Genomic DNA, 24,428 nt, shown 5'->3' with positions numbered 1-24,428 from the left:
TTTACGAATGTGTAGCTTGATTGATGACCGCCATCCTCCTAACGGCGGCGGCTCATCAATTCAAGTTACACATTTTTGCTTTCTCTATGTATAGGCCGATTGCCTCAGCACAAACTTAAAGGGCCGCGCCCTTACGTTAAGCAAAGAACTACAACTAAAAACAACCTTACAAACATTACCTTTGCACCCGCAAAGATTGATACCCCATGAAGTTCGACGTAAACGCCATAGATAAGAAGTGGCAACAATACTGGAAAGACCACAAAACCTACCGCACCACCAACGACAAGGACAAGCCTAAGTTCTACGTCCTGGATATGTTTCCGTACCCCTCCGGTGCAGGCCTGCACGTGGGGCACCCACTGGGGTACATCGCTTCGGACATCATAACGCGGAGCAAGCGGCAGCAGGGCTTCAACGTACTTCACCCGATGGGTTTCGATGCCTTCGGTCTGCCAGCCGAGCAGTACGCCATCGATACGGGCGTTCACCCGAGTGAGTCTACCGCAAAGAACACAAAGCGGTACAAAGAACAAATGGAGTCGTTGGCCCTGAGTTTCGACTGGGACCGCGCCGTCAACACCTCCGACCCGAATTACTACAAATGGACGCAGTGGATCATCACGCAGGTCTTCGACAGCTGGTATGACAACAAGGCGGATAAGGCACGTCCGATCTCCGACCTCATTGCTCATTTGAGCTCCCATGGCACCCGCGATCTCGCCGCCGCCGAAACGGAGCCGCTTGATATTTCCGCTGAAGCCTACAACGCCATGTCAGCCAGGGAACAGAGTGAGGTACTGATGAACTACCGCCTGGCTTACCGGGGCGACAGCTCCGTGAACTGGTGTGAAGCCCTCGGTACAGTACTGGCTAACGACGAAGTGAAAGACGGCCGCTCCGAACGCGGCAACCACCCCGTGGTACAGCGCGCCATGACGCAGTGGAAGCTCCGCATCACCGCTTACTCCGAACGCCTGCTCGCCGGCCTCGATACCGTCGATTTCTCCGACGGACTGAAAGCCCAGCAACGCAACTGGATCGGGCGCAGCACCGGCGCCCAGGCCTTTTTCGACATTGAAGGCCATGACAAACAGCTGGAGGTGTTCACCACCCGCCCGGACACCATTTTCGGTACCACCTTCATGGTTGTTGCGCCCGAGCATGACCTCGTACCCGAACTGACGACGCCGGAGCAGCAAAAAGAAATCGACGATTACCTCGCCTACGTAGGGTCCCGCTCGGAAGTCGACCGCCAGGCCGAAACCAAGGTCACCGGTGCCTTTACCGGTAGTTACTGTATCAACCCCTTCACTAAAAAGCGGGTGCCGATCTACATCTCGGAGTATGTCCTGAAAGACTACGGTACCGGGGCGATCATGGCCGTGCCAAGCGATGATGACCGCGACGAGCGCTTCGCTAAGAAGTTCGGCATCGAAATCATCGATGTGATCGATAAGAGTGATTACCCGGGGGCAACCAATAAAGACAAGGTTGGAAAAATGATCAATTCCGACTTCCTGAACGGGCTGGAGGTCGCCGACGCCATTAAAGTCGCCACCGAAAAGCTGGTGGAAATGGGCATCGGGCAAGGACAGGTGAACTACCGCATCCGTGACCTCCTCTTTAGCCGCCAGCGTTACTGGGGCGAACCATGGCCGATCATCTACGACGCAGACGACGTTCCCCACGCCGTTGCTCCGGCAGACCTGCCCGTAGAATTGCCACCGATGGACGACTTCCGCGCCGTAGCCGGAGAGTCTCCGCTGGAGCGCGCCACGGATTGGAAGATAACCCCCGCCGGCCGCCGCGAAACGGACACCATGCCCGCAACCGCGGGCTCTAACTGGTACTACCTCCGCTACATGGACCCCAACAACGACGGGGAATTTGTAGCCAAAGACGTAGTCGATTACTGGCAGGATGTGGACCTCTACGTTGGTGGTGCCGAGCACGCCGTGAGCCACCTCTTATATAGTCGCCTGACGCATAAATTCCTCTACGATATGGGGAAAGTGCCTACACGGGAACCTTACAAAAAACTGCTGAACCAGGGAATGATCGGCGCACCGATCGTGAGCATTCACCTCGGCATCATGCTCTCCGAAGACGGCCAGCGCCATCCGGTATGGATCGGAAGTGGAGTCGCGGAAAATTCACCGTTGGAAATCGAAGGCTTCGGCAAAGGTCACCTCGTCCTCGACGAAGCAGCACTGACCCGTAAGGTGCCTCTGCGGATGGTTGAAGAAACCAGCGTGGACAACGAAATGATGTACCGCATCTACAAGGAGCAAATCGACGAACTGGCGAGTGACGACGCGCAGGACGCTGCTTACTTCCGCACGGTGCTCGGCCAGGCCGATACCTTCGTATGGGAAACCGATAAGAACGGCAAACAATACCTGGAGCTTTCTTACCAGATGGGCAAAATGTCGAAGTCTAAGCACAACGTAATCAACCCAGACGATATCTGTGCCCGCTACGGCACCGATTGTTTCCGGATGTACGAGATGTTCCTCGGCCCGATCGACCAGGCGAAGCCCTGGTCTGTATCCGGCATCGACGGTGTTTATCGCTTCCTGCGCCGCTTCTGGAACCTGTTCACTTCAGATTCCGATGCACTGAAGGTCTCCGACGCCGAGCCTGCCAAAGAAGAGATGAAGGTGCTCCACACCCTCATCAAGAAAGTCTCTGAGGATATTGAAAAGCTCAGTTTCAACACCTGTGTTTCCGCCTTCATGGTAGCTACGAACGACCTCGGCAAAATGAAGTGCAATAAACGCGCTGTGCTGGAGCCGATGACGCGTCTCATCGCTCCTTTTGCCCCGCACATTGCGGACGAACTATACCACGCCCTCGGTGGCGAGGGAAGTGTTCACCTCGCTCCGTTCCCCGAAGTAGAAGAGAAGTGGTTGGTGAAAGACAGCTTTACTTACCCAATTGCCTTCAACGGCAAAACCCGTCTTACCCTGGATTTTCCCGCCGGAGCATCGAAGGAAGACATCGAAGCGGCCGCCAAGGAAAACCCGGATGTGCAGAAGCAACTGGAAGGCAAGACGATCCGTAAGGTAATTGTGGTACCAAAGCGGATGGTGAACTTCGTGGTGGGGTAGAGGGATCGCTGAGCGAACCACACCTCTGTCCTTTTTTGTACGCGCCGCCGATACCACCGTGTGTCGGCGGCGCGCGCATTCAAAAGATTAAAATCCGGGCTCAATTTTGAGTCGATCCGTCAGCCCGACGGGGAAGTTGATTATCTTGCGCTCTATGAAAGCTATTACAGTAAAAACGCCCGGCGACGCGAACCAACTCGAAATTACGGAAGTTGCCGATCCTGTTGCGGGGCCGGGACAGGTCCTTGTTTACATTGCAGCTACGGCCCTGAACCGGGCCGATATTCTCCAGCGTGAAGGGAAATATCCTCCGCCTCCCGGCGTGACCGATATTCTTGGGCTGGAAATGGCGGGTACCGTAATCGAAACCGGTGCAGGCGTAACGGGCTTCGAGGTCGGCGACAACGTATGTGCCCTGTTGAGCGGAGGTGGTTACGCCCAGCTCATCGCTGTCGATGAGGACATGCTATTAAAGCTGCCAGAGCAAATTAGTTTTACTAAGGCGGCGGCTATTCCCGAGGCCTTTCTTACTGCTTATCAGGCGCTCCATCAGATCGCAAAGCTGCAAAAAGACGAGACAGTTTTAATTCATGCGGGCGCAAGCGGCGTTGGAACGGCAGCTATTCAGTTGGCGAAACACGCAGGTGCAAAGGTGGTTGTCACCGCCAGTAGCATGAAGCATCAGCGTCTCGAAGACCTGGGCACAGATCGTTGCGTTGATTACCGGACGGAAGACTTCGCCGATGCGGTGCTGGACGAAACCGATGGTAAAGGAGCCAATGTTATTCTCGATTTTGTGGGCGGAGGTTACTTCGAGCAAAACCTGAAAGCTGCTGCTTTGGATGGCCGTATCGTTAGCCTGGCCGCACTGGGTGGGGCCCGGGTGGAAAACGTCAGTCTGGCACCAATTCTGCGCAAGCGACTGCAAATAACCGGAACGACGCTTCGATCCCGTTCCAAGGCTTACAAAAGTCAGCTAGTGGCCAGCTTCCGCAACGAAATCTGGCCCCATTTCGCGGACCGCTCCCTGAGAGCACTGGTCGACACTATTTATGACTGGGAAGGCGTGGCGGATGCCCACAAGTACATGGAAGCAAACGCAAACGTAGGTAAGATCGTACTAACCATCGGAGAGTAGGGTGGTCCGGTGTGGTCACAAAAGTTTTCGCCTGTATATGTTCGCGTTCAGTAGCCTTTAGGCTACTGAACACAACCACCTCTTCGGTAAAATGGTTACTGAGACATGGATATACCGAGCGTCCACTTTCGTGACCTGAATAGGATGGATTACCAGCAAGCCTGGGATTTACAAACTGAGCTTCATGCCGCTACTGTAGCGCGAAAAAGAGCTAACCGGGAACTGGTTAAAGCAGGAGCTGCTGCCGGAGAGCAGTACCATCATCTCCTCTTCGTGGAACATCCTCCGGTTTACACGCTGGGGAAGTCAGGCTCTCTGGAGCATTTACTGCTGGACGAAAGCCAGCTCAAAGAACAGGGGTTTACGTTTCATAAGATCAACCGGGGAGGGGATATCACCTATCACGGTCCTGGTCAGTTGGTAGCGTATCCGATCTTCGATCTGGATGAATTTTTCAACGACGTTCACAAGTACGTACGATTTTTGGAGGAGGTCGTAATTCGGACCTGTGCAGACTTTGGCATTGCTGCAGAGCGGGACGAAGGGTTTACGGGAGTATGGCTGCCGGGGGATTCTTCCCGGAGGCAGCCCCGCCGGAAGATATGTGCGATTGGAGTTCATTTGAGTCGTTGGACTACGTTGCATGGTTTTGCGTTCAACGTCCGGCCCAACCTGACGCATTTTGGCAACATCGTTCCCTGCGGTATAGATGATGCCGACCGGGCAGTAACGAGCCTTAGCGTGGAAGTCGGTCGTCCGATCGAGCTCGATGAGGTTAAGCCACTGGTGAAGCAGCACTTTCAGGAGGTATTTGGTTTTTCCTGGAGGGAACCCACCATTTAGGTTTACCGTTGCATCTATAGGGCAGCAACAAAGAATTGATGCCCATGCCTATAGCACTTCGCCAGAAATGGGCTGTTTCGGAAACAAACTCCGGGGCAATCCCACGAACAACAGCCATGACCGAGCAGCAACTCATTACCGGATGCAAGGCCAGTGACCGGCGCGCGCAGCGCGCGGTTTACGATCGCTACAGCCCGGTGATGCTCGCCGTGGCGCGCCGCTACACCGCCCGTGACGCGGATGCTGAGGATGTACTGGTATCGGCATTTTTTAAGGTGTTTGATAAGATCGGAACCTTCACCGACAGTGGCAGCTTTGAGGGCTGGATACGAAGAATAGTCGTAAACGAAGCTTTGATGTTGTTGCGCAAGAAACACGCGCTTAAGCATGCTTCGGAACTGGCTGATGTGAACCCGACTTCATTCTCCGTTCCCGCAGAGGCGGCCACTCGCCTGGCTGAAGCAGACATCATGAACTTACTGGACCGGATGCCGACTGGTTATCGTACAGTGTTCAACCTTTACGTCATAGAAGGCTACAAACACCGCGAAATCGCTGAGATGCTCGGTATTAGCATCAACACGAGCAAGTCGCAACTCATACTGGCAAAGAAAAGAATGCGGGAACAACTCGCTGCTCTGGGTTACCGAGCGGGTTAAACCACGTACACAAAAGATCCCTTAAGAACAAAGAATAAATTCAATTACCATGGCAAGCTTCGATCCTTTCGACAGAGAATTTGGAAATCGTGCCCGCGGAATGAGACGAACACCTTCCGTTCAGTCCTGGAGTCAACTGGAAGAACGACTCGACCAAAGGCGGCGGGGAACCCGCATTTTTGCCATCCGCCCCTGGATGGCTGCAGCGGTATTTCTTATTGTCGCCTGTGTTTTCACTATAGCTGAAATAAAACAGGACCGCAACAACCCGCTGGCTAAGCGGGCTGAATTTATCGAAGAGTTGTCCGCACCGTACGTGCCGGAAGAGGCTTTTGAACCAAAAGAATACCAGAGCGGAGACTCCATGGGAAGGGAAGTTGAACAGGACCCTGACTTCCGGGACGTTGTGGTAGCTGATAAATACCGTGTACACAGCTGATAACCACTGAACTTTATCGAAAAAACAGGGTACTATCATCAGATGATACGTACCCTTCTTTTATCCTGTATCCTTCTGGTCAGTCTTAGTAGCGTTGCGCAAAACGACGCGTACGACAGGCAGGCGGAGGTGATTGCCACTCTCATTGAGAAGGGGAAGTTTGCTTCGGCTACCGCTCAGGCGAAGGCGCTCATCGAAAGTGGCAACCAGGCCCAGCTTCCGGGCGTTACCGCGCGGGGCCGAATGTTGATGGGGCGTATTCTGACCGAAAACCCCGCAGCTACGGCCAAAGAGCGTGTGCGCGGCATCCGGGAAATGCGCAGAGCGGCTCAGGGTTTTAAGACGGTCAAAGACGGTGAGGCCATTGATGAAATCATGTCTCTGCTGGAAAAGCTTACCGGAGACACTTCACTTGATCTTGAGGAACTGCCCTCAGTACGGGCCCGCAGGACGACGCTACCGCCGGACGACTCAATTGAAACAGCAAGTTTGTCGGCTATCGTGTCTCTGCAACGCAAGGAGATTACCGCGCTCAATGACAGTCAACTCAGGCAGGTTCTCATTTTGGAACGCCAGCAAAGAGAGTTAGACGAAAGCGCGTTTGCGCGGCTCAACGATAGCGTTTTACTGATTCAACAGGAAAGGGTCATAGACGCTCAGCGGGCTGAAGTCACCTTTCAACGGCAGCAACGTAATCTGCTTCTGGTACTCGGGCTTGCCGTACTCGGCATATTGGGTGTTTTGTACCTGCGATACCGTACCGGGCAGAAGTTCCAGCAGCAGCTGCAGGTACAGAACGAGATCATCACTGCGGAGCGACAGCGGTCTGAAGAGTTACTGCTCAACATTCTGCCAGTTACCGTTGCTGCCGAACTGAAAGATACAGGCAAGGCCACCGCGCGGAGCTTTGCATCGGCGACCGTACTTTTTGCCGACTTCAAGGGCTTCAGTGCTCTGGCCGCCAGGCTGGACCCCGAAGAATTGATCAGCCTGCTGGATGAGGCATTCAGGGAGTTCGACGAAATCGTGGCCAGATTCAAACTGGAAAAAATAAAGACCATCGGCGATGCCTATATGTGTGCCGGAGGCTTACCGCTGGAAGACGTAAACCATGCTGACCGCATGGTCCGGGCCGGGCTGGAGATGCAGGCCTATCTCAGCAAGAATCCACACTTCGAAGCCAGAATCGGTATTCATACGGGGCCGGTGGTTGCCGGAGTAGTAGGGAAGCACAAATTCGTGTACGACATTTGGGGGGATACCGTCAACCAGGCAAGCCGGCTGGAGACCGCCGGCGAAGTAGGCAGAGTCGCTATTTCGCATACGACCAAAGATCTGCTCGGTCAGGAATTCATATGCGAGGCTGCCGGCACTTTTGAAGCTAAAAATATCGGAACGATGGAGCGCTTCTTTGTAACACTGTCGGCATAAAAAAAGGCCTGAACAGAGGGGATTGACGGCCAAAGTATTACGCCGCACCCTCCTCTGTTCAGGCCTGTGGTTATTCCAAAATCCGCCGGCTCGTCTGCGGCGGGAATTTCACCTTAATTTATCTGACCTGAAATTCGGCTGTAGCTTCGGTGCCTTCAACGCTGATGACGGCTTTGTATTTACCGGGGCGCAGGTAAAACTTGCCGTTTTCGGCAGCTTTGATGGAGACCGGGCGCTTGGCGGGGTCACGGCCTTCGTTGGCTTTGTTTTCCAGCATTCCGGCGAAGCGGCCCTCAAAACTCATGTCGTAGGGAATAGTAGTTACACCGCCGTTCAACTCGATATTTTGGGTGAAGAGGGTAGTTCCGTCATTGCTCTTAATCATCAGCTTTGCACCTGCGCTCCCGCCCGGGAGGAAAACCTGAAATTTTGTTTCCGGCTCCCGAATTTCGAAGTTGAAATCGCGTGAACCGTAGCGACCTGAGTAACGAAGTCTCGATGGCCCCATCAGGGTGAGGCCCGGTTGTTCGACCGCAGCGGTTTGCAAAATTTCGATATTGGCCAGGTAAAGGCTACGGCCGTGGGTGCCCACAATCAGGTCTTTTTCCTTTTCCTGAATAACGAGGTCGTGCACCGCTACTGCGGGTAAGCCATTGTTCATCCCCACGAATTTATTGCCGCCATCCATACTGACGTACAGGCCGTGGTCGGTGCCAACAAAAAGTAAACGGGGGTTGGTTGGGTCCTCAAGGATAACATTTACGGCTTCGTTGGGCAGGTAGTTGCCGATTTTTACCCAGGTGTCACCCATGTCGGTACTCTTGTATACGTGACTACCGAAATGATCATTGCGGTAGCCGTTGAGGGTTGCGTAAACAACGTTGGCATCGTGTTTACCAGCCGCAACGCGGCTGATCCAAAGGTTCTGCGGTAACCCATCATCGATGCGATCCCACTCTGCGCCTCCGTTTTTAGAGCGGTGGATGCGCCCGTCGTCGCTGCCAACATATAGCAGGTTGGGCTGCTTGGGGCTTTCGCTGATGGTCGTCAGGGTGCCGAAGGCGACGTCTCCTTTGCGTCCGCCCGCCGTGAGGTCTTTACTGATGGTTTTGAAGTCGTCACCCCGGTTAACACTGCGATGCAATACATTGGAGCCGAGGTAGAAAACATCCGGGTTGTGCGGACTGATGAGGATCGGGCTCTGCCAGTTCCAACGGTAAGGGCGCTGGCCCAACTCGTGCTTCGGGGTCAGGAAGGTGCTGGTGTCAGCAGCCTGGTCGACGCGATAGTAATTGCCGTATTGATAGCCGACGTAGACCGTATTATTGTCGCGCGGGTCAACCTCGACCTGCATACCGTCTCCCCCGAAGAGGGACTTGTAGGGGTAGTGGCCACTTTGCTCCCAGCCGCGTCCTGCGCGGTAGTTGTGCGGGCCAACCCACGTTCCATTGTCCTGCAGCCCGCCGTAGACGCGATAGCCATCGGGGTGGTTGTCTACGGCAATGCCGTAGAACTGACCGAGGGGAGGGGCGTTGCACTTGCGCCAGTTTTTGCCGCCGTCGTAGCTGATGTTTACCCCGCCGTCGTTGCCGTTGATGATGTGATCGGGCCGCTCCGGGTTAATCCAAAGGTAGTGATGATCGGCGTGGACGTTGTCTCCGTTGGCACCGGTCCAGGTCTTACCGCCATCGGTGGATTTGATGATCGGTACTCCCATCGCGTAGATCAGGGTTGGGTTCTCGGGGTGGACGGCGATGTCTCCAAAGTAGTAACCGTAGGTATTGTAGAGGCTGGGGATGTAGTCGTTGTGGGTGCGTTCCCACTTCTCTCCGTTAGTGGTGGTTTTGTAGAGTTCGAAGCCTTTAACCGGCGTATCGAAGAGGAGGCTGTTGGCGTCTTCGAGGTATTCGACGAGTTGCCCGGTGGTTACTTCATCGCGGGTTACGCGGGCTATGAGGGAGTCTACACTCAGGTCGCGCGGGAAGCCATTTGCCCGCAGGAAACCCTGTACCTGGTAAGGGCGCAACTCAAGGAAATCGGCTTTACTCATCCCCCGGAGTTTGTTTTTAGTCAGGTTGTCTTCGTCTCCGTCTTTTGCCAGTTCTGCGGCACTTTTGCGGAAGTAATTGTCGAGGCTGGCGAAGAGGTAGCGTTGGTTGTCTTCGTAGCTGATTGCGAGGCCGATGCGGCCGCCACCTTCACCGGTGGGGAATCCGCTTTTAGCCGTTGAGATGCGGTTCCAGTTGGTGCCGCCGTCGGTACTGTGCCAAACACCGCTTCCTTTCCCTGATTCTTTGAAGTCCCAGGCTTTGCGCTCGCGCTCCCAGGAGGCAGCAAAGAGCTCGTTGGGCCTGCGGGGATCCCGCACGATGTCGACCACGCCGGTGCTGTCGTTAATGAAAAGAGTCTTGGTCCAGGTTTGGCCGCCGTTGGTGGTTTTGTAGACACCGCGCTCGGGGTTGGGTCCGTACAGGTGGCCGAGGGCAGCAACCCAAACGGTGCTCTGGTCGCGCTGGTCTACAATGACGCGGCCGATGTGGTGCGTTTCGTCGAGGCCCATGTGGGTCCAGGAACGGCCGCCGTCGGTGCTGCGGTAAACACCGTTGCCGGCGTAACTGGAGCGGCTGGAATTCACCTCGCCGGTGCCAACGTAAATGGCCTTGGTGGTCCAGTTTACATCCAGAGCTCCGATGGTCATCACGGGGAGGTCATCGAAGAGTGGGGTAAAGGTGGTGCCGTTGTCTTTGGTTTCCCACAGCCCGCCGCTGGCGTAGCCGACGTAAAAGTGGGTCGGGTCGGCCGGGTCAACCGCAATGTCAGACACCCGGCCGCTCATTACGGTTGGGCCGATGTTGGTGAATTCGATACCGGCTGCAGGACTTTTTTCCTGCAAGAAAAGCCGTTGCTGGTAGGCCTGGGCCCGCACCTGGGCGGGGGTGGCCTTTTGGGCGCTGACGCAGGTACAAAGGAAGGTTAGGAAGAGCAGGGGTAAAATGCGGAGGCTATTCATGTGGTGGTTTTGATCCTTTGGTATGTGAAGGCGGAAGATAATACGAAATTATGCTGTGGGTGAAGACCCCGTACTTTTAATGTTATTATTTGCCGACGCTTTGGTGCCTTGCGGACGAACTCAAATGTTCTCGAAAAAATAATGAACGGTTGAATAGAATATGTACAGGACCAATCTATATTGTGGGCAACCTAAACCATTGAAATATGAAGAGTAGTTTTCTCGGCTTGTTGCTATGTTGTTGCATAACCCAAATGTTTGGCCAGCAGGTCGTCTTTAACGTACAACCCAAAGGAGCCTTCGTTCGCATCAACGGGGAGGTACTTGATCTCAATAAACAAACTACCGTAACTATACCACCGGGAACATACGAAGCGGAAATATGGGCCCCGAATTTCGAGATTGCCCGTAAGACCGTAGTTGTAGAGGAGGGGAGAACCGTTGTGGTGAATCATGGAATGAAAACAACATCTGCTGCCTACCGCAAATTTGTAGATGAACGCAGTATTTACAATACAGCAAAACTGAAACGAACCCTGACGGGCGGTTCTCTGGTGGCGGTGACGGTGGCAGGTAGCTACGTAGCGTTGACCGGTCGGGGGAATAAACTCGATAAAATTGAAGCTCTCATCAGTAATCGCGAGCAGGCTTATCTGAGCGAGATCAATCCAATAGAAATCGAGCAGGCAGGCAACCAGTACAGCATTGCCGTAGACGATTACGAGGAAACCCAAGCCTCGCACAATACACTCGTGGTTGTTGGTGTCGCCTCTGCGGTTGCCGGAGCTGCGGCTACTGTGCTGTATTTCATTAAACGGAAACCCTCCCGGCTGATTAAACCCTCTGTAATGGAGGATAACCCGTTTACCTTTCACCCCAGGCGGTCTGTTGCTTACCTGACTTCAGGGACATCTTTCTCTCCTATTGGTTTTACCCTAAATTTCTAACCAAGTGAAAAAGCTTTTACTTCTTGTCTCGATTCTTTCTTGCCTGACCGTTTCCTGCATCGACAAAGAGTTTCCACCGCTGGAGGAACTCGGCGGCTCCGTTTTCCTGCCGGACGGGCCGGATCTCTTCACCATTACAAACGTTGAACAAGTGCGGACGAGTGGTACACTTCGTCGTATCTCCTTAACCTTCGCTTCCATCTATAATGATCTTCCTCTCCAGCAGCAGGAAAACATAACCGGTGCTGTGATAATTACGCCCCGCCGGGAGGTAGGCATCGGTCTTACCCGAACCTCTCTCGTTGAAACAGATGAATACGAAATCGGGCAGAATATCTGCTATTCTTTCTTCTTTATTACCAACAACGGGAACAGCAGGGAAACGGTCCACTGTTTTGATGTGGAGTAGCGATGTTTTGTCCTCCGATCTGATAGGATGAACGATGCCAGCGAAACCGTCAACTTAGTGAGAAAGGAGGCTTACATGAAAGTGGTAGCAGGGCTTACCCAACAATTGGCGGCCGGTTGGAAGGAAGCAATTCCCGATGAGATACCAATGACAGATCACTAAATCATCTCCTCCATCAGCTTCCTGATGTCTTCGGTTGCGTAGACTTTCCGGACCAATTCGAGGTATTGCTTCACGAAGTCGGGGTTGTTGGCAAGATCGCCGAAAATATCCTCCAGCTTGAGGAAAGTAAGCGGATCTGCCGCGGCAAGGTGTAGCTCCTTGCTGTTGGTATCGATAATGTCGAGCGGCTTGCCTTTTTCATTGGTCTCCTTATCGTGGTAATAGCACCATGCAGCCAGAACGAGGCAGCCGAACTTAGTACTTCCGCCGGCGGCCAGGTTTTCCCGTATGGTGGGGATCAGGAATTTCGGGAGCTTGGAGGAGCTTTCGAGGCAGATGCGGGCAACGCTGTCTTTGAGGTTCGGGTTAGCGAACCTTTCTTCGAGGGTGTCTTTGTAAGCCTCGAGGTCTGTTCCCGGCATTTCTCCTAAAACGGGTGTTGCTTCTTCGTCCATGAAAGAGCGCATGAACCTGGCAAATACGTCGTCGTCCATGCAAGCGTCGATGGTAGGGTGACCGTGTACTGCGCCGGGTATACCGAGAACCGAGTGCCCGGCGTTGAGCAGCCGGATTTTCATTTTTTCGTAGGGCGAGACATCCTCGACGAACTGAACCCCAACGCTCTCGAGCGGAGGTCTTCCGTTAGAAAAATCGTCTTCGATTACCCACTGAATGAAGGGTTCACAGATTACGGGCCACTTGTCAGCAACACCAAAAGCGGCCTCCAGGGCTGCTATGTCAGCAGGTGTGGTGCTTGGCGTAATGCGGTCTACCATTGTATTCGGGAACGACACATTTTCTTCGATCCACTGTGCCAGTTCCGGATCTTGCCTGCGGGTAAAGGCCAGAACCATCGCCCGTGCCATATTTCCGTTGTGCTGAATGTTATCGCAGGAAAGAATGCTGAAGGGAGGCAGGTTGGCAGCCTTACGTTTTTTCAGGGCCGCAGCCAGGTACCCGAAGATGGTTCGGGGCTGATCCGGGTGGCTCAACTCATGCTGGACATCGGGGTTGTCAAAATTAAAAGCTTCGGTCTGAGGGTTGAAATTGTAGCCACCCTCGGTGATGGTAAGCGATACGATCCGTGTATCTGCTGCTGCCATTTTATCAACGATTTTCATAGGGCCGTCGGCAGCAAGAAGGTAGCCGGTGAGCGACCCGATCACTTCGCCTTCCAGTTTTCCGTCAGGGTGCTGTACCGCGAGGGTGTACAGGAAATCCTGCTTTTCCAGCACGTCCTTTATTTTTCGGTCTGCTTCCCGTAATCCTACGCCGCAAATCCCCCAGTCGTTGATGTTATGTTCCTGCAGTAACTGATGAACATATTTCGCCTGATGAGAGCGATGAAATCCCCCAACTCCAACGTGGAGAATCCCTGTTTTCAGCGCTTGGCGGTCATAAGTGGGAATCGTTAACCTTTGGCTGATTTCGGGCAGGTTTTCCTGGTTTAAGGGGGTGGGGGTCATGATAGAAATATTTGTGGAGGGTTACTCTGTTCGCAAGCCTGTTTTTCCTCTGTGCGGACGAGAGACCTGGCAAAAAGAACTGTGAGCCTGGAGATGATAGAGGATTATGTATTTGAATACTTCGTCCGTCTCATTGCCCAGTAAGCGGTAATGAAGTAGATGATGGTGCAGACGAAACAGAAGGTGTAGAAAGTTTCCCGGTTGGAGAGGTAGGCCGTCTCATTCGCACTGCCGAATAATACATTTCCGGCAAGCAGTAATGATACAGCCAGAGCGATAAAAGCTATCCCTCTCAGCACATTTGTAAACACCGAGGTGTGATGTGCGGGGGTGGGGGCTTCGAGTGCTTTCTTTTCCTGAAACTGCTCAATGGCAGCGTTCAGTTCTTTCTCTTCTGCTTCCGCAGCAGGGTACTGTTCCTTCGCTCCGTATTTTCCGGCAAGGAGCGTGTACACGATGATGGTGAAGAACCAGGTAGGAATGAACAGGTAGTAGAAGGACATCACATCCAGTATATTCAACCCGAAACCGAAGACCAGGCCAAGACCCCAGGATGCGATCGCAGGCATGCTGTGCGCGTAGTTCTGGAACTTAGACCAGTACCTCGTATAACCAATGCGGGGGAAAATCTGGTGTTCGGCGAATACGATTCCTCCTACCGGAACAACCAATAACCCGGCGTACGTAAGCAGCGGCAGCATCTGGGAGAAAACGAAAGGGAAACAGCCGATAATAGCCATTGCAATACCAACGATCATGGTGGTTTTACGCCTGGAATGTTTGGTGAAAACGGCCTGCGCAGCAAGGCCTGCCCGGTAAAGGTTGGTGATTGCGGTAGTCCATCCCGCAACGATTACGATGACGAAGCCCGACCATCCCAAGGCGTAAAACGCTACATCTCCCGGGTCCAGCTCAACGATTGCTTTGCCCAGGATCACCGCAGCTCCGGCTCCCATGATACCAGCAGATATCCAGGCGACGTAATGACCAAAAAGCATGCCTGTGCTGGTGGCCAGACCGTAGGATTTTTTCTTGGCAAATCTCAGTAATGCCATGTCTATCAGACCGAAGTGGGTGATCGTATTGGCCGCCCAGCCGAAACCGATGACTTCTACCAGACCAATTCCGGGCTCTCCTTTGCTATTTATGCCAGTCCAAATCGACTGGTTGCCGATGTTCATCAGGTCTGACCATCCGGAAGGAAGGGTCTTGCCCAATACGTCCAACGAAAGAGCGGGCAGCAACACAAGTGCCCCACAGGTAAACATCGTGAATAGCCAGGGAGCACAAACACTTGAAAAGTCGGAAACCGCGCTAAAGCCGTAGATCGCTACGGAGACTACGACTACCCCTACCATAAGTACTATCAGTACGAACCATAAATTACTGGGATACCAATTGAGTTGAGCCGGAATATTGAAGGCAAAACGTACCGCTGAGGCCGAGACCGTTACCATCGCCGCCGAAATGACCGTGAAGATTATAACGTTGGCCCAGTTGTACAACCTGGACATAGAGTTGCCCGCAATTTTATTCAGGTAGGTATAAAGACTCAGTCGCGTGTCAACCGCAATCGGTGTGGTGATGAAGGTCCAGCTCAGGATGGCCAGAATGTTACCGATCAGGAGGCCAAGAATAATGTCTGTGGTTCTGGCGCCAAGGGCAACGAAGGTTGCCCCGATCACGAATTCTGTTGCCGCAACGTGCTCGGCGGCGTACAGACCGGCGAAGTGGGTCCAGTCGTGGAGCTTTTGTTTAGGTACAGGAAGTTGCTCTTCGTGCAGTTGATCGAGTTGCTGGTGGTCGGTCGTGTTTGTCATGATCCGGATTGAGCGGAAACTCCAAAGCAGAATTGCTTTGCCGTTTGTCGTACTCCGCTGGTTGTATTAGGCTAAATACGGATACGCCGTGAAAATGTTTAGCGATAGAAAAAAGCATTTTGAGCAAAGGTTTTTTCTTTTCAGGTAGTCTGAACAAGCATCCGACTACAATAAAAGGAGAGGGCTAAGCCTCCCGGTTGTCTTTGAGCAAATTGAAAGTCAGGGTTTAGGTCCGGTAATTTGCTGCAGGAACGCAACGCTCAACGTTTAAGATTATGAAGGTGAAATATTTAGTTTGTGCTTCCTTCGGCAGCTTGTTTCTATTGTTGCAGTCTTGTAACAACCAGACAGCGAGAATATCAGACCCGGACGAAGTGGTGGTTGAAGTAAACCCCTCCCATTTCCTCACCAATGGAGGAGATTTCACGATCGAAACCGTTGCGTGTACCCTCAGCGACGGGACCAAAACGAAGTGCTACAAAATAACCACAAGAGGCCTGGCTACCGACCATGCCATGGGGCCATGGTGCCCGGAAACAATCTCAGATGGCCCGGATAAAAGCGGAAAATGGATCAAAGACGGGGAACTGGTGGATGCGGACGGAGATTTTCTGAAAAACCTGGCCACCATCTACGACGACCCGACCTGGATCATGTACGATGAGAACGGAAACATCAAGCGCTCCGAAACAAAAGAGGATTGTATGAAACTTGCCGGAGCGACCCTTCTGGATGAGTTCACCAACCACTGTATAGAATGCTTGCCGTCTTACATCAGTGAGATGTCTAAAACCTATCTCCTGCCCGTTAAACCCGTAAGGCTCGTAGAGCCCACTACGCTTGGCGGCGGCGGTCCGCCGCCCGGCGGAGAACGCCCTTCAGGTCCGCCGCCCTCCGGGCCGCCACCGGGGGGAAGGGGAGGAGGCCCTGCCTCCAGAGGAATCGCCTTCAACGGTGTCGTCTTCGATGCGCCCGCTCCCTTATCATTAATTCTGAGCGGCTACACCATTGCTCCTTTCGACGATGCGGGCGGACATATCAATATGGACGCCGGCTACCACTACCACGCTGCAACGGGAGCCACCAAAGAAATTGAACAACCCGACGGCCACGCTCCTATGATCGGTTACGCAATGGACGGTTTTGGCCTGTACGCCCGGTTGAACACTGCGGGCGAAGAACCGACCGACCTGGACGACTGCCGGGGCCATTACGATGACGTAAGAGGCTATCATTACCACGTTGATGCAGCGGGCAAGAACAACTTCATCGGTTGTTTCAGCGGAGCTACCGTGAGGTAGCACCCCGTCCGGTTTTAGCGGTGGTTACCCATCGGGGAAGCGAAGAATTAAGATTAATGCCAAAGTGCTTATGATCGCTCCCGAAGACTACCTTTGCCCTCATGAATATCGCCTTTCTCGACAAAGCCGCCCACCCTTACCTTCAGTCTGCTCTCGAAGAAGCGGGCCATCAGGTAACCGATCTTTGCACCCGCGACCGCGCCCACATCCTTTCCGTATTGAAGGATTTCGATGGCCTGATGATTCGCAGCCGACTCAACGTTGACCGGGAACTCCTCGACGCCTGTGGACCTGACTTCAAGTTTGTTGCCCGCTGGGGCGTTGGCACCGATCATATCGACCTCAATTACGCAAAGGAGAAAGGAATTACCGTTTTTAACAGCCCGGAAGGGAGCAAACACACGGTGGCCGAGCATACCGTCGGGATGATGCTGATGTTACTCAACCACCTGGGGCGGGCCGATCGGCAAATCCGTGAGGGCGGCTGGATCAGGAGAGGGAACGTAGGCACCGAACTCGGTAGCCTGACCGTCGGCCTCATCGGCTACGGAAACATGGGGCAGATGACTGCCCGCCGGCTCGTGGGCTTTGGGTGTAAAGTTATTACCCACGATAAGTTCAGGACCGATTACGGCGATGAATTTGCCCGTGAGGTAAGCCTCGAGGAGTTGCAGCGGGAGGCCGATGTTGTCTCTCTCCATATCTTTCTGGAGGGTAACCACTACTACGTCAATAAAGACTGGATTGCTGCATTTGCCAAGCCATTTTACCTCATCAATACGGCCCGCGGCCTTGCGGTGAATACCGAAGATCTGGTTGCTGCAATGCAATCCGGTAAGGTGCTCGGAGCTGCGCTCGACGTTCATGAATACGAAGAAATGAGCTTTGTGAAGCTGGAGCCTGAGCTCCTTCCCGAGCCTTTTCAATACCTCCGCAACAGCGAAAATACCGTGCTTACCCCTCACATTGCAGGTTGGTCGGCGGAGGCCGAAGAGGGGCACGCCCGTACCCTGTTTGCAAAGATTACGGCTGAATTCAGGTAGTAACTACCACGGCCTACCGTTTCTTCCTCAATCCTGAATTATCTGTATTGGAACTGTTCATTCTCACCATCGACTATGCCGGTACGTTCGTTTTTGCCATCTCCGGCGCGCTGGCGGGCATGAAGCAGAAGTTTGACGTATTCGGGGTTTTCATCCTGGGCCTGACCACCGCCATCGGCGGTGGCACGCTGCGCGACCTGCTGATTGGCAGTACTCCCGTAGGATGGATGCAAAATACGATCTATGTTTACATCGTACTTGGCGCGGTGGTCTTCACTTACCTCTTCCGGAACCACTTCAGGAAGCTCCGACGGAGTATGTTCCTGTTCGACACGATTGGTATCGCTTTGTATACCATTCTTGGCCTGAAGAAAGCTTTGTCGTTCGGGCTTTCACCGGAAATTTGTGTGATGCTGGGCGTGGTGTCTGCCACGTTCGGTGGCGTGATCCGCGATGTGCTTTCCGGAACGGCACCGTTGATTTTCAGGAAGGAGATTTATGCCTCGGCGTGTTTAGCGGGCGGAGTGCTTTTCTTACTCACAGACCAATGGCTCGGTGAAGTAGCGGGTATGACCGTAGCGATCATCGCTGTTTTTCTGATCCGGTTTTTTGCGGTGCGGAACCAGTGGTCGCTCTCTTTTCAGCAGGGCGATTAGAGCAGTTTGATGCTAACGACGATTCCTTTCCCGGCGTGACCTATGCGGTCGGCCTTCTCGGCACCTTTGTACACCCTGATGGAGTCGATCATAGACGTATCCATCTTGCGCAACCTCTTAAGGGCAGTAGGCTTACCATCCAGTAAATATACCACCTGTTCGCCTTCGGCGAAGTTGAGTTCGGCGTAGCGGGTGAAAAGATCCGCCGGAATCTGATCGGGGGAAAGGGTGTAATCGGGACGGGTGAAATTTCCGCTTTTGGTAACGATGACTACAACGCCGTTCCTCGCCCGAATGCCGTAGAGGTTGGTTGCCTTCTCGTCTTTATAAACGGAAACGGACGCTATATCGGAGGGATCGACTTCATTGATAGAGCCTTCAGAGATAGTTTGCCCATCTACGACCAACAGAGGAGAGGTTGAAGCAGGCAAAGCCGAATTTGTGCGGACCTGCATTTCCATGCCCGCCGTTTGGGCGCTGACGCAGGTGCAAAGTAAAAGTAGAAGAGCAAAGATGGAAAGACGCATAGATGGGTGGGATGAGTACTGATGTGGTGGAAATCAGGAGGTGATCGTCGACGGGCATTTGACGTTGCGGTTGGTCCCGTTTTTGGTCGTGATCATGATTGCGCCTTTAAAACCGTCGAGGTCCATGTCGCTGAGTTGGGAGTTACCCTTAATTACGCTGATGGATTCTATTCTGGCGGGGTCAAGATCATTGGCGGGGCCGGCTTCGGCGCGTGCGCCATCAATAAATACTGCAATTTTGGTGGGGAGGGCTGAGATAGAAGGTAAAAGGGGGATATCTACGGAAGACAAAACCTTGGGGAAGTTCTTGTCGCAAATCTTAGGAAGAACAGGGCGAATCTCTAAGGGAGCGATTTTACGGCAGGGTAGGGTGGATACAATTGCGTTACGACTGAGGCCCATGTGTTCGGGCTTGGGCAGTGCCCGCATGTCTTTATACTTTCGGCGTGCCTTTTCGTAGCGTTCCATAGCGCGCGGGTTGCTTGATGCCGGCGGCTCGGGAGCTGCGATGTAGGGCAGGTCCTCTACCTGAATGCTGGTAGAACAGGGCTTGGTGGTTTGCTCGGAAGCCTGATCGCTAAGGGACCAGCTTTGTTTTTTTGTGAGGTTGGTTTTCCCGAGAATATATTCGTCGGGAACCGCCGCTAACTGCTGCTCAGGCGAAGTTGAATGGTTCCGCAGAGCGGTGTTTTTGGCTTTGTTTTGCTCCTCTATGCAGTTTACTGCACCTGCGTCCTCGCCCATATTGGTGTAAGAAAAATGGCCTATACCCAAGAGGAGAGCCAAGAGAGCAGCGAAGATAAATTTACCGTCCTTCTGGCGGTCTTCCCCCAGAAAGAGCCGCTGAATGCGGGCTGAAAATGGAGTCTTTGTGGCCGACATTACCAGGTTGTTGGCAGGGGTATGGGAGGCACGGGCCACCGTAACAAGTGCGGTTGCGTAGGTGCGCCGGTCGTTGCAGCGCTCGGCGACCCAATCGTCGCAGCGATGTTCGCGCTCACGGTCGATGAGTTGACAGAGTGCGTGGACTGCTGGGTGAAAAAAGAAAAAGGTCCGGATGAGCTGTTGGGGGTAATTCAGCCAGTGATCGTAATGACGAAGGTGAGCGATTTCGTGTAGCAGGATGGTGCGGGCCATTTCCGGAGAAAGCTCGGTCGACAGCGCTACGGGGAAAACGATGACGGGGCTCCAGAAGCCGAGAGTCATCACTTCTCCTGCCCGCTCGCTAAGGAAACACCGTACCCGCCGGGTAGCGGGATGGCGGGCCAGTTCGTCTCCCAATTGTTCCGCCCAGCTGCCTGGCAGCGGCGAAGTTCCTTCAGTGCGCAAGAGCTGTACACGGTCCTGATCGCGCAGTAAGAGCAATAGCGCGGGGAACAAACCAACGGCGTAAAATACCGAGAGCCAGGGCGCATAGGTCGTCAGCCAACCTGTTATTCCGGTACTGTCGGAAACCGAAGGAAGTAGCAGGCCGGGCATTCCTGATGCTGCAACCTGCAGGTTTTCACAAACCGGAGTAGCGTCGTAAAGGTAAAAAGCTGAGTAAGCAAATGCCGCGGTAAGGGTAAGAAGGGCCCCGTAGGCGAGGTTGTGCCTTGCGGCCGGAGAACCGAGCAGCGGGAAAAGCGCACGGACCGCAACGTAGAGTATTCCCCCGATCCACAAGCTGTGAAAAAGGGCAAGGCCAAAAGCGGTAGCATAGGGAAGGAGGTGGTCCATTCGTCTGTTAGTCTTTTAGACTGTTAGTGTATTAGGGCTTCCTGATCGATAGTTCGGAGGCAGCATTGATCGCCAGCCGAACCAGCAGGCTACTTTTTCTGACGATTGATCCATTCCTGTAATTCGTCCAGTTCCGCCGGCGTGGGGGTTTCGGTACCAAGCGCCCGCAGAGCGAGATTGATGGTTGAACCACCAAAGGCAGTATCCGCAAGGCGGTCGAAAAGCTTCCGCTCGATCTGCTCGCGCTTCGCCGCGGCGGTATAAGTATGAGTCCGTAGTTCCGTATTGCGGAGTACAAGGCCGGCTTTGGTCATACGCTGTAACTGCGTGAGAACAGTATTGTAACTCACCTGCCGGCGGGAACCCAATCGGCCGTGCAGATCCTGCACGGTAGCTGGTTGCTGCTGCCAGAGTAGATCGAGAATTTCAAGTTGGGCCTCGGATGGCATAGGGATATTAGACATATGACTTTGTTTGCTCAGTGTAAATATAAACTACATTTGTAATACTACGCAAGTAGTAGTGGTTAAATTATTATTTTGAGGAAATTTAACCCTCCGCGAAGGAAATCCTGATTTCAAGGGTCAAAGGTGAAAAAGATCGTTATTGCGGAAAAATTACTTTGTAAGAAATTAATCACTACGAGCTGTAATTGTTGCAGTCCGGAGTGTTCATGCTGTAATTTTTCTTTAGATGTTAATGAATTCCTTTCCCAGGTATTTCCTGCTTTGCACAGCGGGTTTCCTCTTCTTTTTTTCTTGCGCCGAGGACGATCCTCTTCTTCTTTCTGATGATACCGATTCGGAAACAGACCCAATAGACATAACCTTCGACGGCCAGCTCGACCTGGCCGATCCTTTCAATTATGCAACGCAGGCAATACCCGACTATATTGCACGGGACAATACCGAAAATAACCGCCTGACAGACGCCGGAGCTACGCTCGGCCGGGTCTTGTTTTACGACAGTGCGCTTTCTTCCAGCCAAACCATTTCCTGCGCAAGTTGTCATCAGCAGAGCCTGGCCTTTGGGGATGTCTCCGTTGCCTCCACCGGTGTTGCTGGCACAACGGAGCGCCACTCGATGCGATTGATCAACGCCCGGTTCGGAGACGAGGAAAGGTTCTTCTGGGATGAGCGATCCGCAAGCCTGGAGGCTCAAACTACAGAGCCAATCAGGGATCATGTGGAAATGGGCTTCAGCGGAAATGACGGAGACCCTTCCTTCGATGAACTTCTGGATAGGCTGAACGGCCTTGACTACTACGGAGAACTATTCTCGGCTGCTTACGGATCGCCGGAAGCAACTGAAGAGCGGATCGCTGAATCTCTGGCCCAATTCATCCGTAGTATTCAGTCGTTTGACTCAAAGTATGATGAAGGTCGGGCGCAGGTGAACAACAACCGGCAACAGCTCCCCAACTTTACCGCCGAAGAAAACCGCGGGATGCAACTGTTTTTAGGGCAGGCTCAGTTCAACGGGAACGAACGAATTGGTGGTGGGCTAAACTGTGGTTCCTGCCACGAAGCCCCCGAATTTTCCATCGACCCACAGTCCGGAAACAACGGTGTTACCGGAACGATAACGGGAACAGCGGCCGATTTCAGCGTTACCCGTTCGCCGACACTGCGTGATTTGTACCGGCCCGATGGTAGCGAGAACGGACCATTTATGCACGACGGATCGTTGAGTACGATAGACGATGTTTTGGACCATTACAATAACATACCGGCAGCGAACCCTCAGTTAGACCGTCGGCTCAGGCAAGGTAATCAGCCACAACGCCTCAACCTCACGGCGGACGAACGCAGCGCTGTGGTTGCTTTCCTGAAAACACTCTCCGGATCAGCGGTCTATTCCGACGAGCGGTGGAGCAACCCTTTCATCGACTGATTCCCAACCAGCGGTACCGGAACTTCTCCTGTCTCCAGGCCTGCGCCATTCCCGAAAACACAGGGGTTGAAGGACAAGGAGGCTTCCCATCCGGAGGGGGAGAACGCCTGCTGAAACAACGTCGCGCTCCGATAATTGAAAGGGTTGATTATCTTTCGGGCTATGATCGATCGCCTATACATTGCCGCAACGTCGCAGCACGTCGGAAAAACAACTTGTACTTTGGGCCTGATGGCTGCCATCCGCGCCCGCGGCCACAAAGTGAGCTACTGCAAGCCCGTAGGACAGGAGTTCGTCGAGCTCGGTGAGCTCAGGGTTGATAAAGATGCGCTCCTGTTCGCCCGCGGGATGGACTTTGAGTTGAAAGCTGAACTGCACAGCCCCGTCATAATCGGTAGCGGGGTAACCGCCAAGTACCTCGATGATCCCACAAAATTTGAGTTTCCTTCGGAAATCACCCGTGCGAGCCGAAAGCTGCATACCGATAATGACGTCGTGGTGTACGAAGGAACCGGCCACCCCGGGGTCGGCTCGGTCTGCGATGTGAGCAACGCCCAGGTTGCACGGATGCTCAACTCTCCGGTTATCATGATTGTGGAAGGGGGCATTGGCAGTACGATCGATAAGCTCAATATGAACCTCGCAATGTTCCGCGAGCAACGTGTACCCGTTCAGGGGGTGATCGTAAATAAATGCATCCCTAAAAAAATGGATAAGGTTGCGCACTACGTAGACCTCTACCTGCAAAAGCTGGGCATCCCGCTGCTGGGTGTATTGCCCTACGAAAAAACGCTGTCGAGTCCCATCATGGCTACCATCCGCCGTGCGCTGAAGGGCAAGACGTTGTACAACAGGGACGGGTTGAATAACCCCGTAGAGAATATCGCAAGCGGTAGCCTCCTGGCCCAGGCGGAGGTGGAAAATCTTAAGAACCTGCTGATCCTGGCCAGCAACCGGCGGTTGGAGGAAGCTCTTTCAGCCCTGCAGGAAATTCTGCGGGAACGCAACCTTCCCGGCTCGGTAATATCAGGCATCGTGGTTACGGGGGCAGACAGCGAAAACCCTAACCTGCCTCATATGGATTTCATCAACGAACACAAAATTCCGGTGGTGTCCTGTTTGCTCGATACCTACGGCGCTGCCGTACGTATCAACCAGATGGAGGTGAAGATCAATTTAAAAACGCCCTGGAAAATTCGCAGGGCGGTGGAGTTGATCGAAGAGTATGTCGATATGGAACTGGTGTTGTAGCAAAAAGAAAAAAAGCTACCGCGTTTGCCTCGGTGTAGCGCCGGGTATGCATACCGGGGGGTAAACACGGACGGCGAAACTAATGGTCAACGCGGTAGCTTAGTTGGAGGGGAACTACTTCTCCGGGAAAGGGATTACCAATTCCTGACCAGGAAAAATTTTGTTGGGGTCTTCCAGTGTATCCGAATTGGCTGCAAAGATTTGCTTGTAGGCCATTACGTCTTTCAGGTAATCCTTGGCGATCAACGAAAGGCTCTCACCGCGCTCCACGGTGTGGCGGGCGTAGATGACCGTATTGCGCACCTTGATGTCGGCTTCAATGTCGGACGGGTTTTCGCCGCCGATGCGTTTGATCTCGTCCCACATTTGGTCCTTTTCGTATTGGTACTCAACGCTTCCTCCGATGCGGAGTACGCCGTCGGCTTCTTCTACGTAACCGTCTTTAGCGTTGAATTTTTCACCGAGGGTCAGTACGCTGCGGTACTTGTCTTGTAAGCTCATGTTGCTTGGGGGTTGGTTATTGATTTCACAAGGTAATGGTTGGAACCGAAACCAATCAGTGAAATTCAATACCTCCTGAATAAATTCGGTTACGACCGGG

20 protein-coding genes are annotated in these 24,428 nt (G+C 53.3%); 13 read left to right on the top strand and 7 right to left on the bottom strand.

What is annotated here, in order from left to right:
- Nucleotides 1–206 precede the first annotated feature (206 nt).
- The 6 genes from FUA23_RS09795 (at nt 207) to FUA23_RS09770 (ending at nt 7,623) form a co-directional block, all read left to right on the top strand.
- Nucleotides 207–3,113 (top strand): leucine--tRNA ligase, encoded by a 2,907-nt coding sequence (locus FUA23_RS09795; protein WP_147930559.1) that lies wholly within the window; start codon nt 207–209, stop codon nt 3,111–3,113.
- 154 nt (nt 3,114–3,267) lie between these two features.
- Entirely contained in the window at nt 3,268–4,251 is a 984-nt protein-coding gene (locus FUA23_RS09790) for an NAD(P)H-quinone oxidoreductase (protein ID WP_147930558.1), read from the top strand.
- A gap of 105 nt (nt 4,252–4,356) precedes the next feature.
- Complete coding sequence (gene lipB / locus FUA23_RS09785; RefSeq protein ID WP_147930557.1) at nt 4,357–5,094, top strand: lipoyl(octanoyl) transferase LipB; 738 nt, start codon at nt 4,357–4,359, stop codon at nt 5,092–5,094.
- Between the two features lie 44 nt (nt 5,095–5,138).
- Nucleotides 5,139–5,753 carry an RNA polymerase sigma factor gene (locus FUA23_RS09780; RefSeq protein ID WP_246144132.1) on the top strand — a complete coding sequence of 205 codons (615 nt, stop codon included), beginning with the start codon at nt 5,139–5,141 and terminating at the stop codon, nt 5,751–5,753.
- A gap of 49 nt (nt 5,754–5,802) precedes the next feature.
- Nucleotides 5,803–6,192 carry a hypothetical protein gene (locus tag FUA23_RS09775; protein ID WP_147930556.1) on the top strand — a complete coding sequence of 130 codons (390 nt, stop codon included), beginning with the start codon at nt 5,803–5,805 and terminating at the stop codon, nt 6,190–6,192.
- Nucleotides 6,193–6,234: 42 nt separating this feature from the next.
- Nucleotides 6,235–7,623: an adenylate/guanylate cyclase domain-containing protein gene (locus FUA23_RS09770; RefSeq protein ID WP_147930555.1), complete on the top strand. Its 1,389-nt coding sequence runs from the start codon at nt 6,235–6,237 to the stop codon at nt 7,621–7,623.
- A gap of 118 nt (nt 7,624–7,741) precedes the next feature.
- Here FUA23_RS09770 and FUA23_RS09765 read toward each other — a convergent pair whose 3' ends face one another.
- A complete protein-coding gene (locus tag FUA23_RS09765; RefSeq protein WP_246144130.1) occupies nt 7,742–10,633 on the bottom strand; it encodes a WD40/YVTN/BNR-like repeat-containing protein in 2,892 nt (963 codons plus the stop codon).
- Nucleotides 10,634–10,839: 206 nt separating this feature from the next.
- Here FUA23_RS09765 and FUA23_RS09760 point away from each other — a divergent pair, with 206 nt between their 5' ends.
- Both FUA23_RS09760 and FUA23_RS09755 read left to right on the top strand, forming a co-directional pair.
- Complete coding sequence (locus FUA23_RS09760; RefSeq protein WP_147930554.1) at nt 10,840–11,580, top strand: peptidase associated/transthyretin-like domain-containing protein; 741 nt, start codon at nt 10,840–10,842, stop codon at nt 11,578–11,580.
- 4 nt (nt 11,581–11,584) lie between these two features.
- Nucleotides 11,585–11,989, top strand: coding sequence for a hypothetical protein (locus tag FUA23_RS09755; protein WP_147930553.1), 405 nt, complete (start codon nt 11,585–11,587; stop codon nt 11,987–11,989).
- A 158-nt stretch (nt 11,990–12,147) separates the two neighbouring features.
- On the opposite strand, the gene FUA23_RS09750 is transcribed toward FUA23_RS09755, so the two are convergent.
- Both FUA23_RS09750 and FUA23_RS09745 read right to left on the bottom strand, forming a co-directional pair.
- A complete protein-coding gene (locus tag FUA23_RS09750; RefSeq protein WP_147930552.1) occupies nt 12,148–13,617 on the bottom strand; it encodes a mannitol dehydrogenase family protein in 1,470 nt (489 codons plus the stop codon).
- A 104-nt stretch (nt 13,618–13,721) separates the two neighbouring features.
- Complete coding sequence (locus FUA23_RS09745; RefSeq protein ID WP_147930551.1) at nt 13,722–15,437, bottom strand: purine-cytosine permease family protein; 1,716 nt, start codon at nt 15,435–15,437, stop codon at nt 13,722–13,724.
- 281 nt (nt 15,438–15,718) lie between these two features.
- On the opposite strand from FUA23_RS09745, the gene FUA23_RS09740 reads away from it, so the two are divergent.
- The 3 genes from FUA23_RS09740 to FUA23_RS09730 all read left to right on the top strand — a co-directional run bounded on the left by FUA23_RS09740 (nt 15,719) and on the right by FUA23_RS09730 (nt 18,437).
- A complete protein-coding gene (locus FUA23_RS09740) occupies nt 15,719–16,738 on the top strand; it encodes a YHYH protein (RefSeq protein WP_147930550.1) in 1,020 nt (339 codons plus the stop codon).
- 101 nt (nt 16,739–16,839) lie between these two features.
- Nucleotides 16,840–17,781: an NAD(P)-dependent oxidoreductase gene (locus tag FUA23_RS09735; protein WP_147930549.1), complete on the top strand. Its 942-nt coding sequence runs from the start codon at nt 16,840–16,842 to the stop codon at nt 17,779–17,781.
- A gap of 47 nt (nt 17,782–17,828) precedes the next feature.
- The gene (locus tag FUA23_RS09730; RefSeq protein ID WP_147930548.1) at nt 17,829–18,437 is read left to right on the top strand and encodes a trimeric intracellular cation channel family protein; all 609 of its coding nucleotides are present in this window, start codon (nt 17,829–17,831) and stop codon (nt 18,435–18,437) included.
- On the opposite strand, the gene FUA23_RS09725 is transcribed toward FUA23_RS09730, so the two are convergent.
- From FUA23_RS09725 to FUA23_RS09715, 3 genes are all read right to left on the bottom strand, one after another.
- The gene (locus FUA23_RS09725) at nt 18,434–18,964 is read right to left on the bottom strand and encodes a TonB-dependent receptor plug domain-containing protein (protein ID WP_147930547.1); all 531 of its coding nucleotides are present in this window, start codon (nt 18,962–18,964) and stop codon (nt 18,434–18,436) included. The two genes, FUA23_RS09730 and FUA23_RS09725, sit on opposite strands and share 4 nt — an antisense overlap.
- A 33-nt stretch (nt 18,965–18,997) precedes the next feature.
- Nucleotides 18,998–20,683 carry a M56 family metallopeptidase gene (locus FUA23_RS09720; RefSeq protein WP_147930546.1) on the bottom strand — a complete coding sequence of 562 codons (1,686 nt, stop codon included), beginning with the start codon at nt 20,681–20,683 and terminating at the stop codon, nt 18,998–19,000.
- A gap of 89 nt (nt 20,684–20,772) precedes the next feature.
- Entirely contained in the window at nt 20,773–21,147 is a 375-nt protein-coding gene (locus tag FUA23_RS09715; RefSeq protein ID WP_147930545.1) for a BlaI/MecI/CopY family transcriptional regulator, read from the bottom strand.
- Nucleotides 21,148–21,382: 235 nt separating this feature from the next.
- Here FUA23_RS09715 and FUA23_RS09710 point away from each other — a divergent pair, with 235 nt between their 5' ends.
- A complete protein-coding gene (locus tag FUA23_RS09710; protein WP_246144128.1) occupies nt 21,383–22,576 on the top strand; it encodes a cytochrome-c peroxidase in 1,194 nt (397 codons plus the stop codon).
- A 162-nt stretch (nt 22,577–22,738) separates the two neighbouring features.
- Nucleotides 22,739–23,827: an AAA family ATPase gene (locus FUA23_RS09705; protein ID WP_147930543.1), complete on the top strand. Its 1,089-nt coding sequence runs from the start codon at nt 22,739–22,741 to the stop codon at nt 23,825–23,827.
- 114 nt (nt 23,828–23,941) lie between these two features.
- On the opposite strand, the gene FUA23_RS09700 is transcribed toward FUA23_RS09705, so the two are convergent.
- Nucleotides 23,942–24,328: a LysM peptidoglycan-binding domain-containing protein gene (locus FUA23_RS09700; RefSeq protein ID WP_147930542.1), complete on the bottom strand. Its 387-nt coding sequence runs from the start codon at nt 24,326–24,328 to the stop codon at nt 23,942–23,944.
- Nucleotides 24,329–24,428 lie beyond the last annotated feature (100 nt).

Origin of the sequence: Neolewinella aurantiaca (assembly GCF_008014675.1) — a bacterium.
Lineage (GTDB): Bacteria > Bacteroidota > Bacteroidia > Chitinophagales > Saprospiraceae > Neolewinella > Neolewinella aurantiaca.
Note: the sequence above shows the minus strand (reverse complement) of the source record. Positions and strands in the feature narration are given on the sequence as shown.

What these genes read in the sequence shown, in the direction of transcription:
- FUA23_RS09795 (WP_147930559.1), top strand. Translation starts at nt 207, where the DNA reads ATGAAGTTCGACGTAAACGCCATAGATAAGAAGTGGCAACAATACTGG.
- FUA23_RS09790 (WP_147930558.1), top strand. Translation starts at nt 3,268, where the DNA reads ATGAAAGCTATTACAGTAAAAACGCCCGGCGACGCGAACCAACTCGAA.
- lipB (WP_147930557.1), top strand. Translation starts at nt 4,357, where the DNA reads ATGGATATACCGAGCGTCCACTTTCGTGACCTGAATAGGATGGATTAC.
- FUA23_RS09780 (WP_246144132.1), top strand. Translation starts at nt 5,139, where the DNA reads ATGCCTATAGCACTTCGCCAGAAATGGGCTGTTTCGGAAACAAACTCC.
- FUA23_RS09775 (WP_147930556.1), top strand. Translation starts at nt 5,803, where the DNA reads ATGGCAAGCTTCGATCCTTTCGACAGAGAATTTGGAAATCGTGCCCGC.
- FUA23_RS09770 (WP_147930555.1), top strand. Translation starts at nt 6,235, where the DNA reads ATGATACGTACCCTTCTTTTATCCTGTATCCTTCTGGTCAGTCTTAGT.
- FUA23_RS09765 (WP_246144130.1), bottom strand. Translation starts at nt 10,633, where the DNA reads ATGAATAGCCTCCGCATTTTACCCCTGCTCTTCCTAACCTTCCTTTGT.
- FUA23_RS09760 (WP_147930554.1), top strand. Translation starts at nt 10,840, where the DNA reads ATGAAGAGTAGTTTTCTCGGCTTGTTGCTATGTTGTTGCATAACCCAA.
- FUA23_RS09750 (WP_147930552.1), bottom strand. Translation starts at nt 13,617, where the DNA reads ATGACCCCCACCCCCTTAAACCAGGAAAACCTGCCCGAAATCAGCCAA.
- FUA23_RS09745 (WP_147930551.1), bottom strand. Translation starts at nt 15,437, where the DNA reads ATGACAAACACGACCGACCACCAGCAACTCGATCAACTGCACGAAGAG.
- FUA23_RS09735 (WP_147930549.1), top strand. Translation starts at nt 16,840, where the DNA reads ATGAATATCGCCTTTCTCGACAAAGCCGCCCACCCTTACCTTCAGTCT.
- FUA23_RS09725 (WP_147930547.1), bottom strand. Translation starts at nt 18,964, where the DNA reads ATGCGTCTTTCCATCTTTGCTCTTCTACTTTTACTTTGCACCTGCGTC.
- FUA23_RS09720 (WP_147930546.1), bottom strand. Translation starts at nt 20,683, where the DNA reads ATGGACCACCTCCTTCCCTATGCTACCGCTTTTGGCCTTGCCCTTTTT.
- FUA23_RS09715 (WP_147930545.1), bottom strand. Translation starts at nt 21,147, where the DNA reads ATGTCTAATATCCCTATGCCATCCGAGGCCCAACTTGAAATTCTCGAT.
- FUA23_RS09710 (WP_246144128.1), top strand. Translation starts at nt 21,383, where the DNA reads ATGAATTCCTTTCCCAGGTATTTCCTGCTTTGCACAGCGGGTTTCCTC.
- FUA23_RS09705 (WP_147930543.1), top strand. Translation starts at nt 22,739, where the DNA reads ATGATCGATCGCCTATACATTGCCGCAACGTCGCAGCACGTCGGAAAA.
- FUA23_RS09700 (WP_147930542.1), bottom strand. Translation starts at nt 24,328, where the DNA reads ATGAGCTTACAAGACAAGTACCGCAGCGTACTGACCCTCGGTGAAAAA.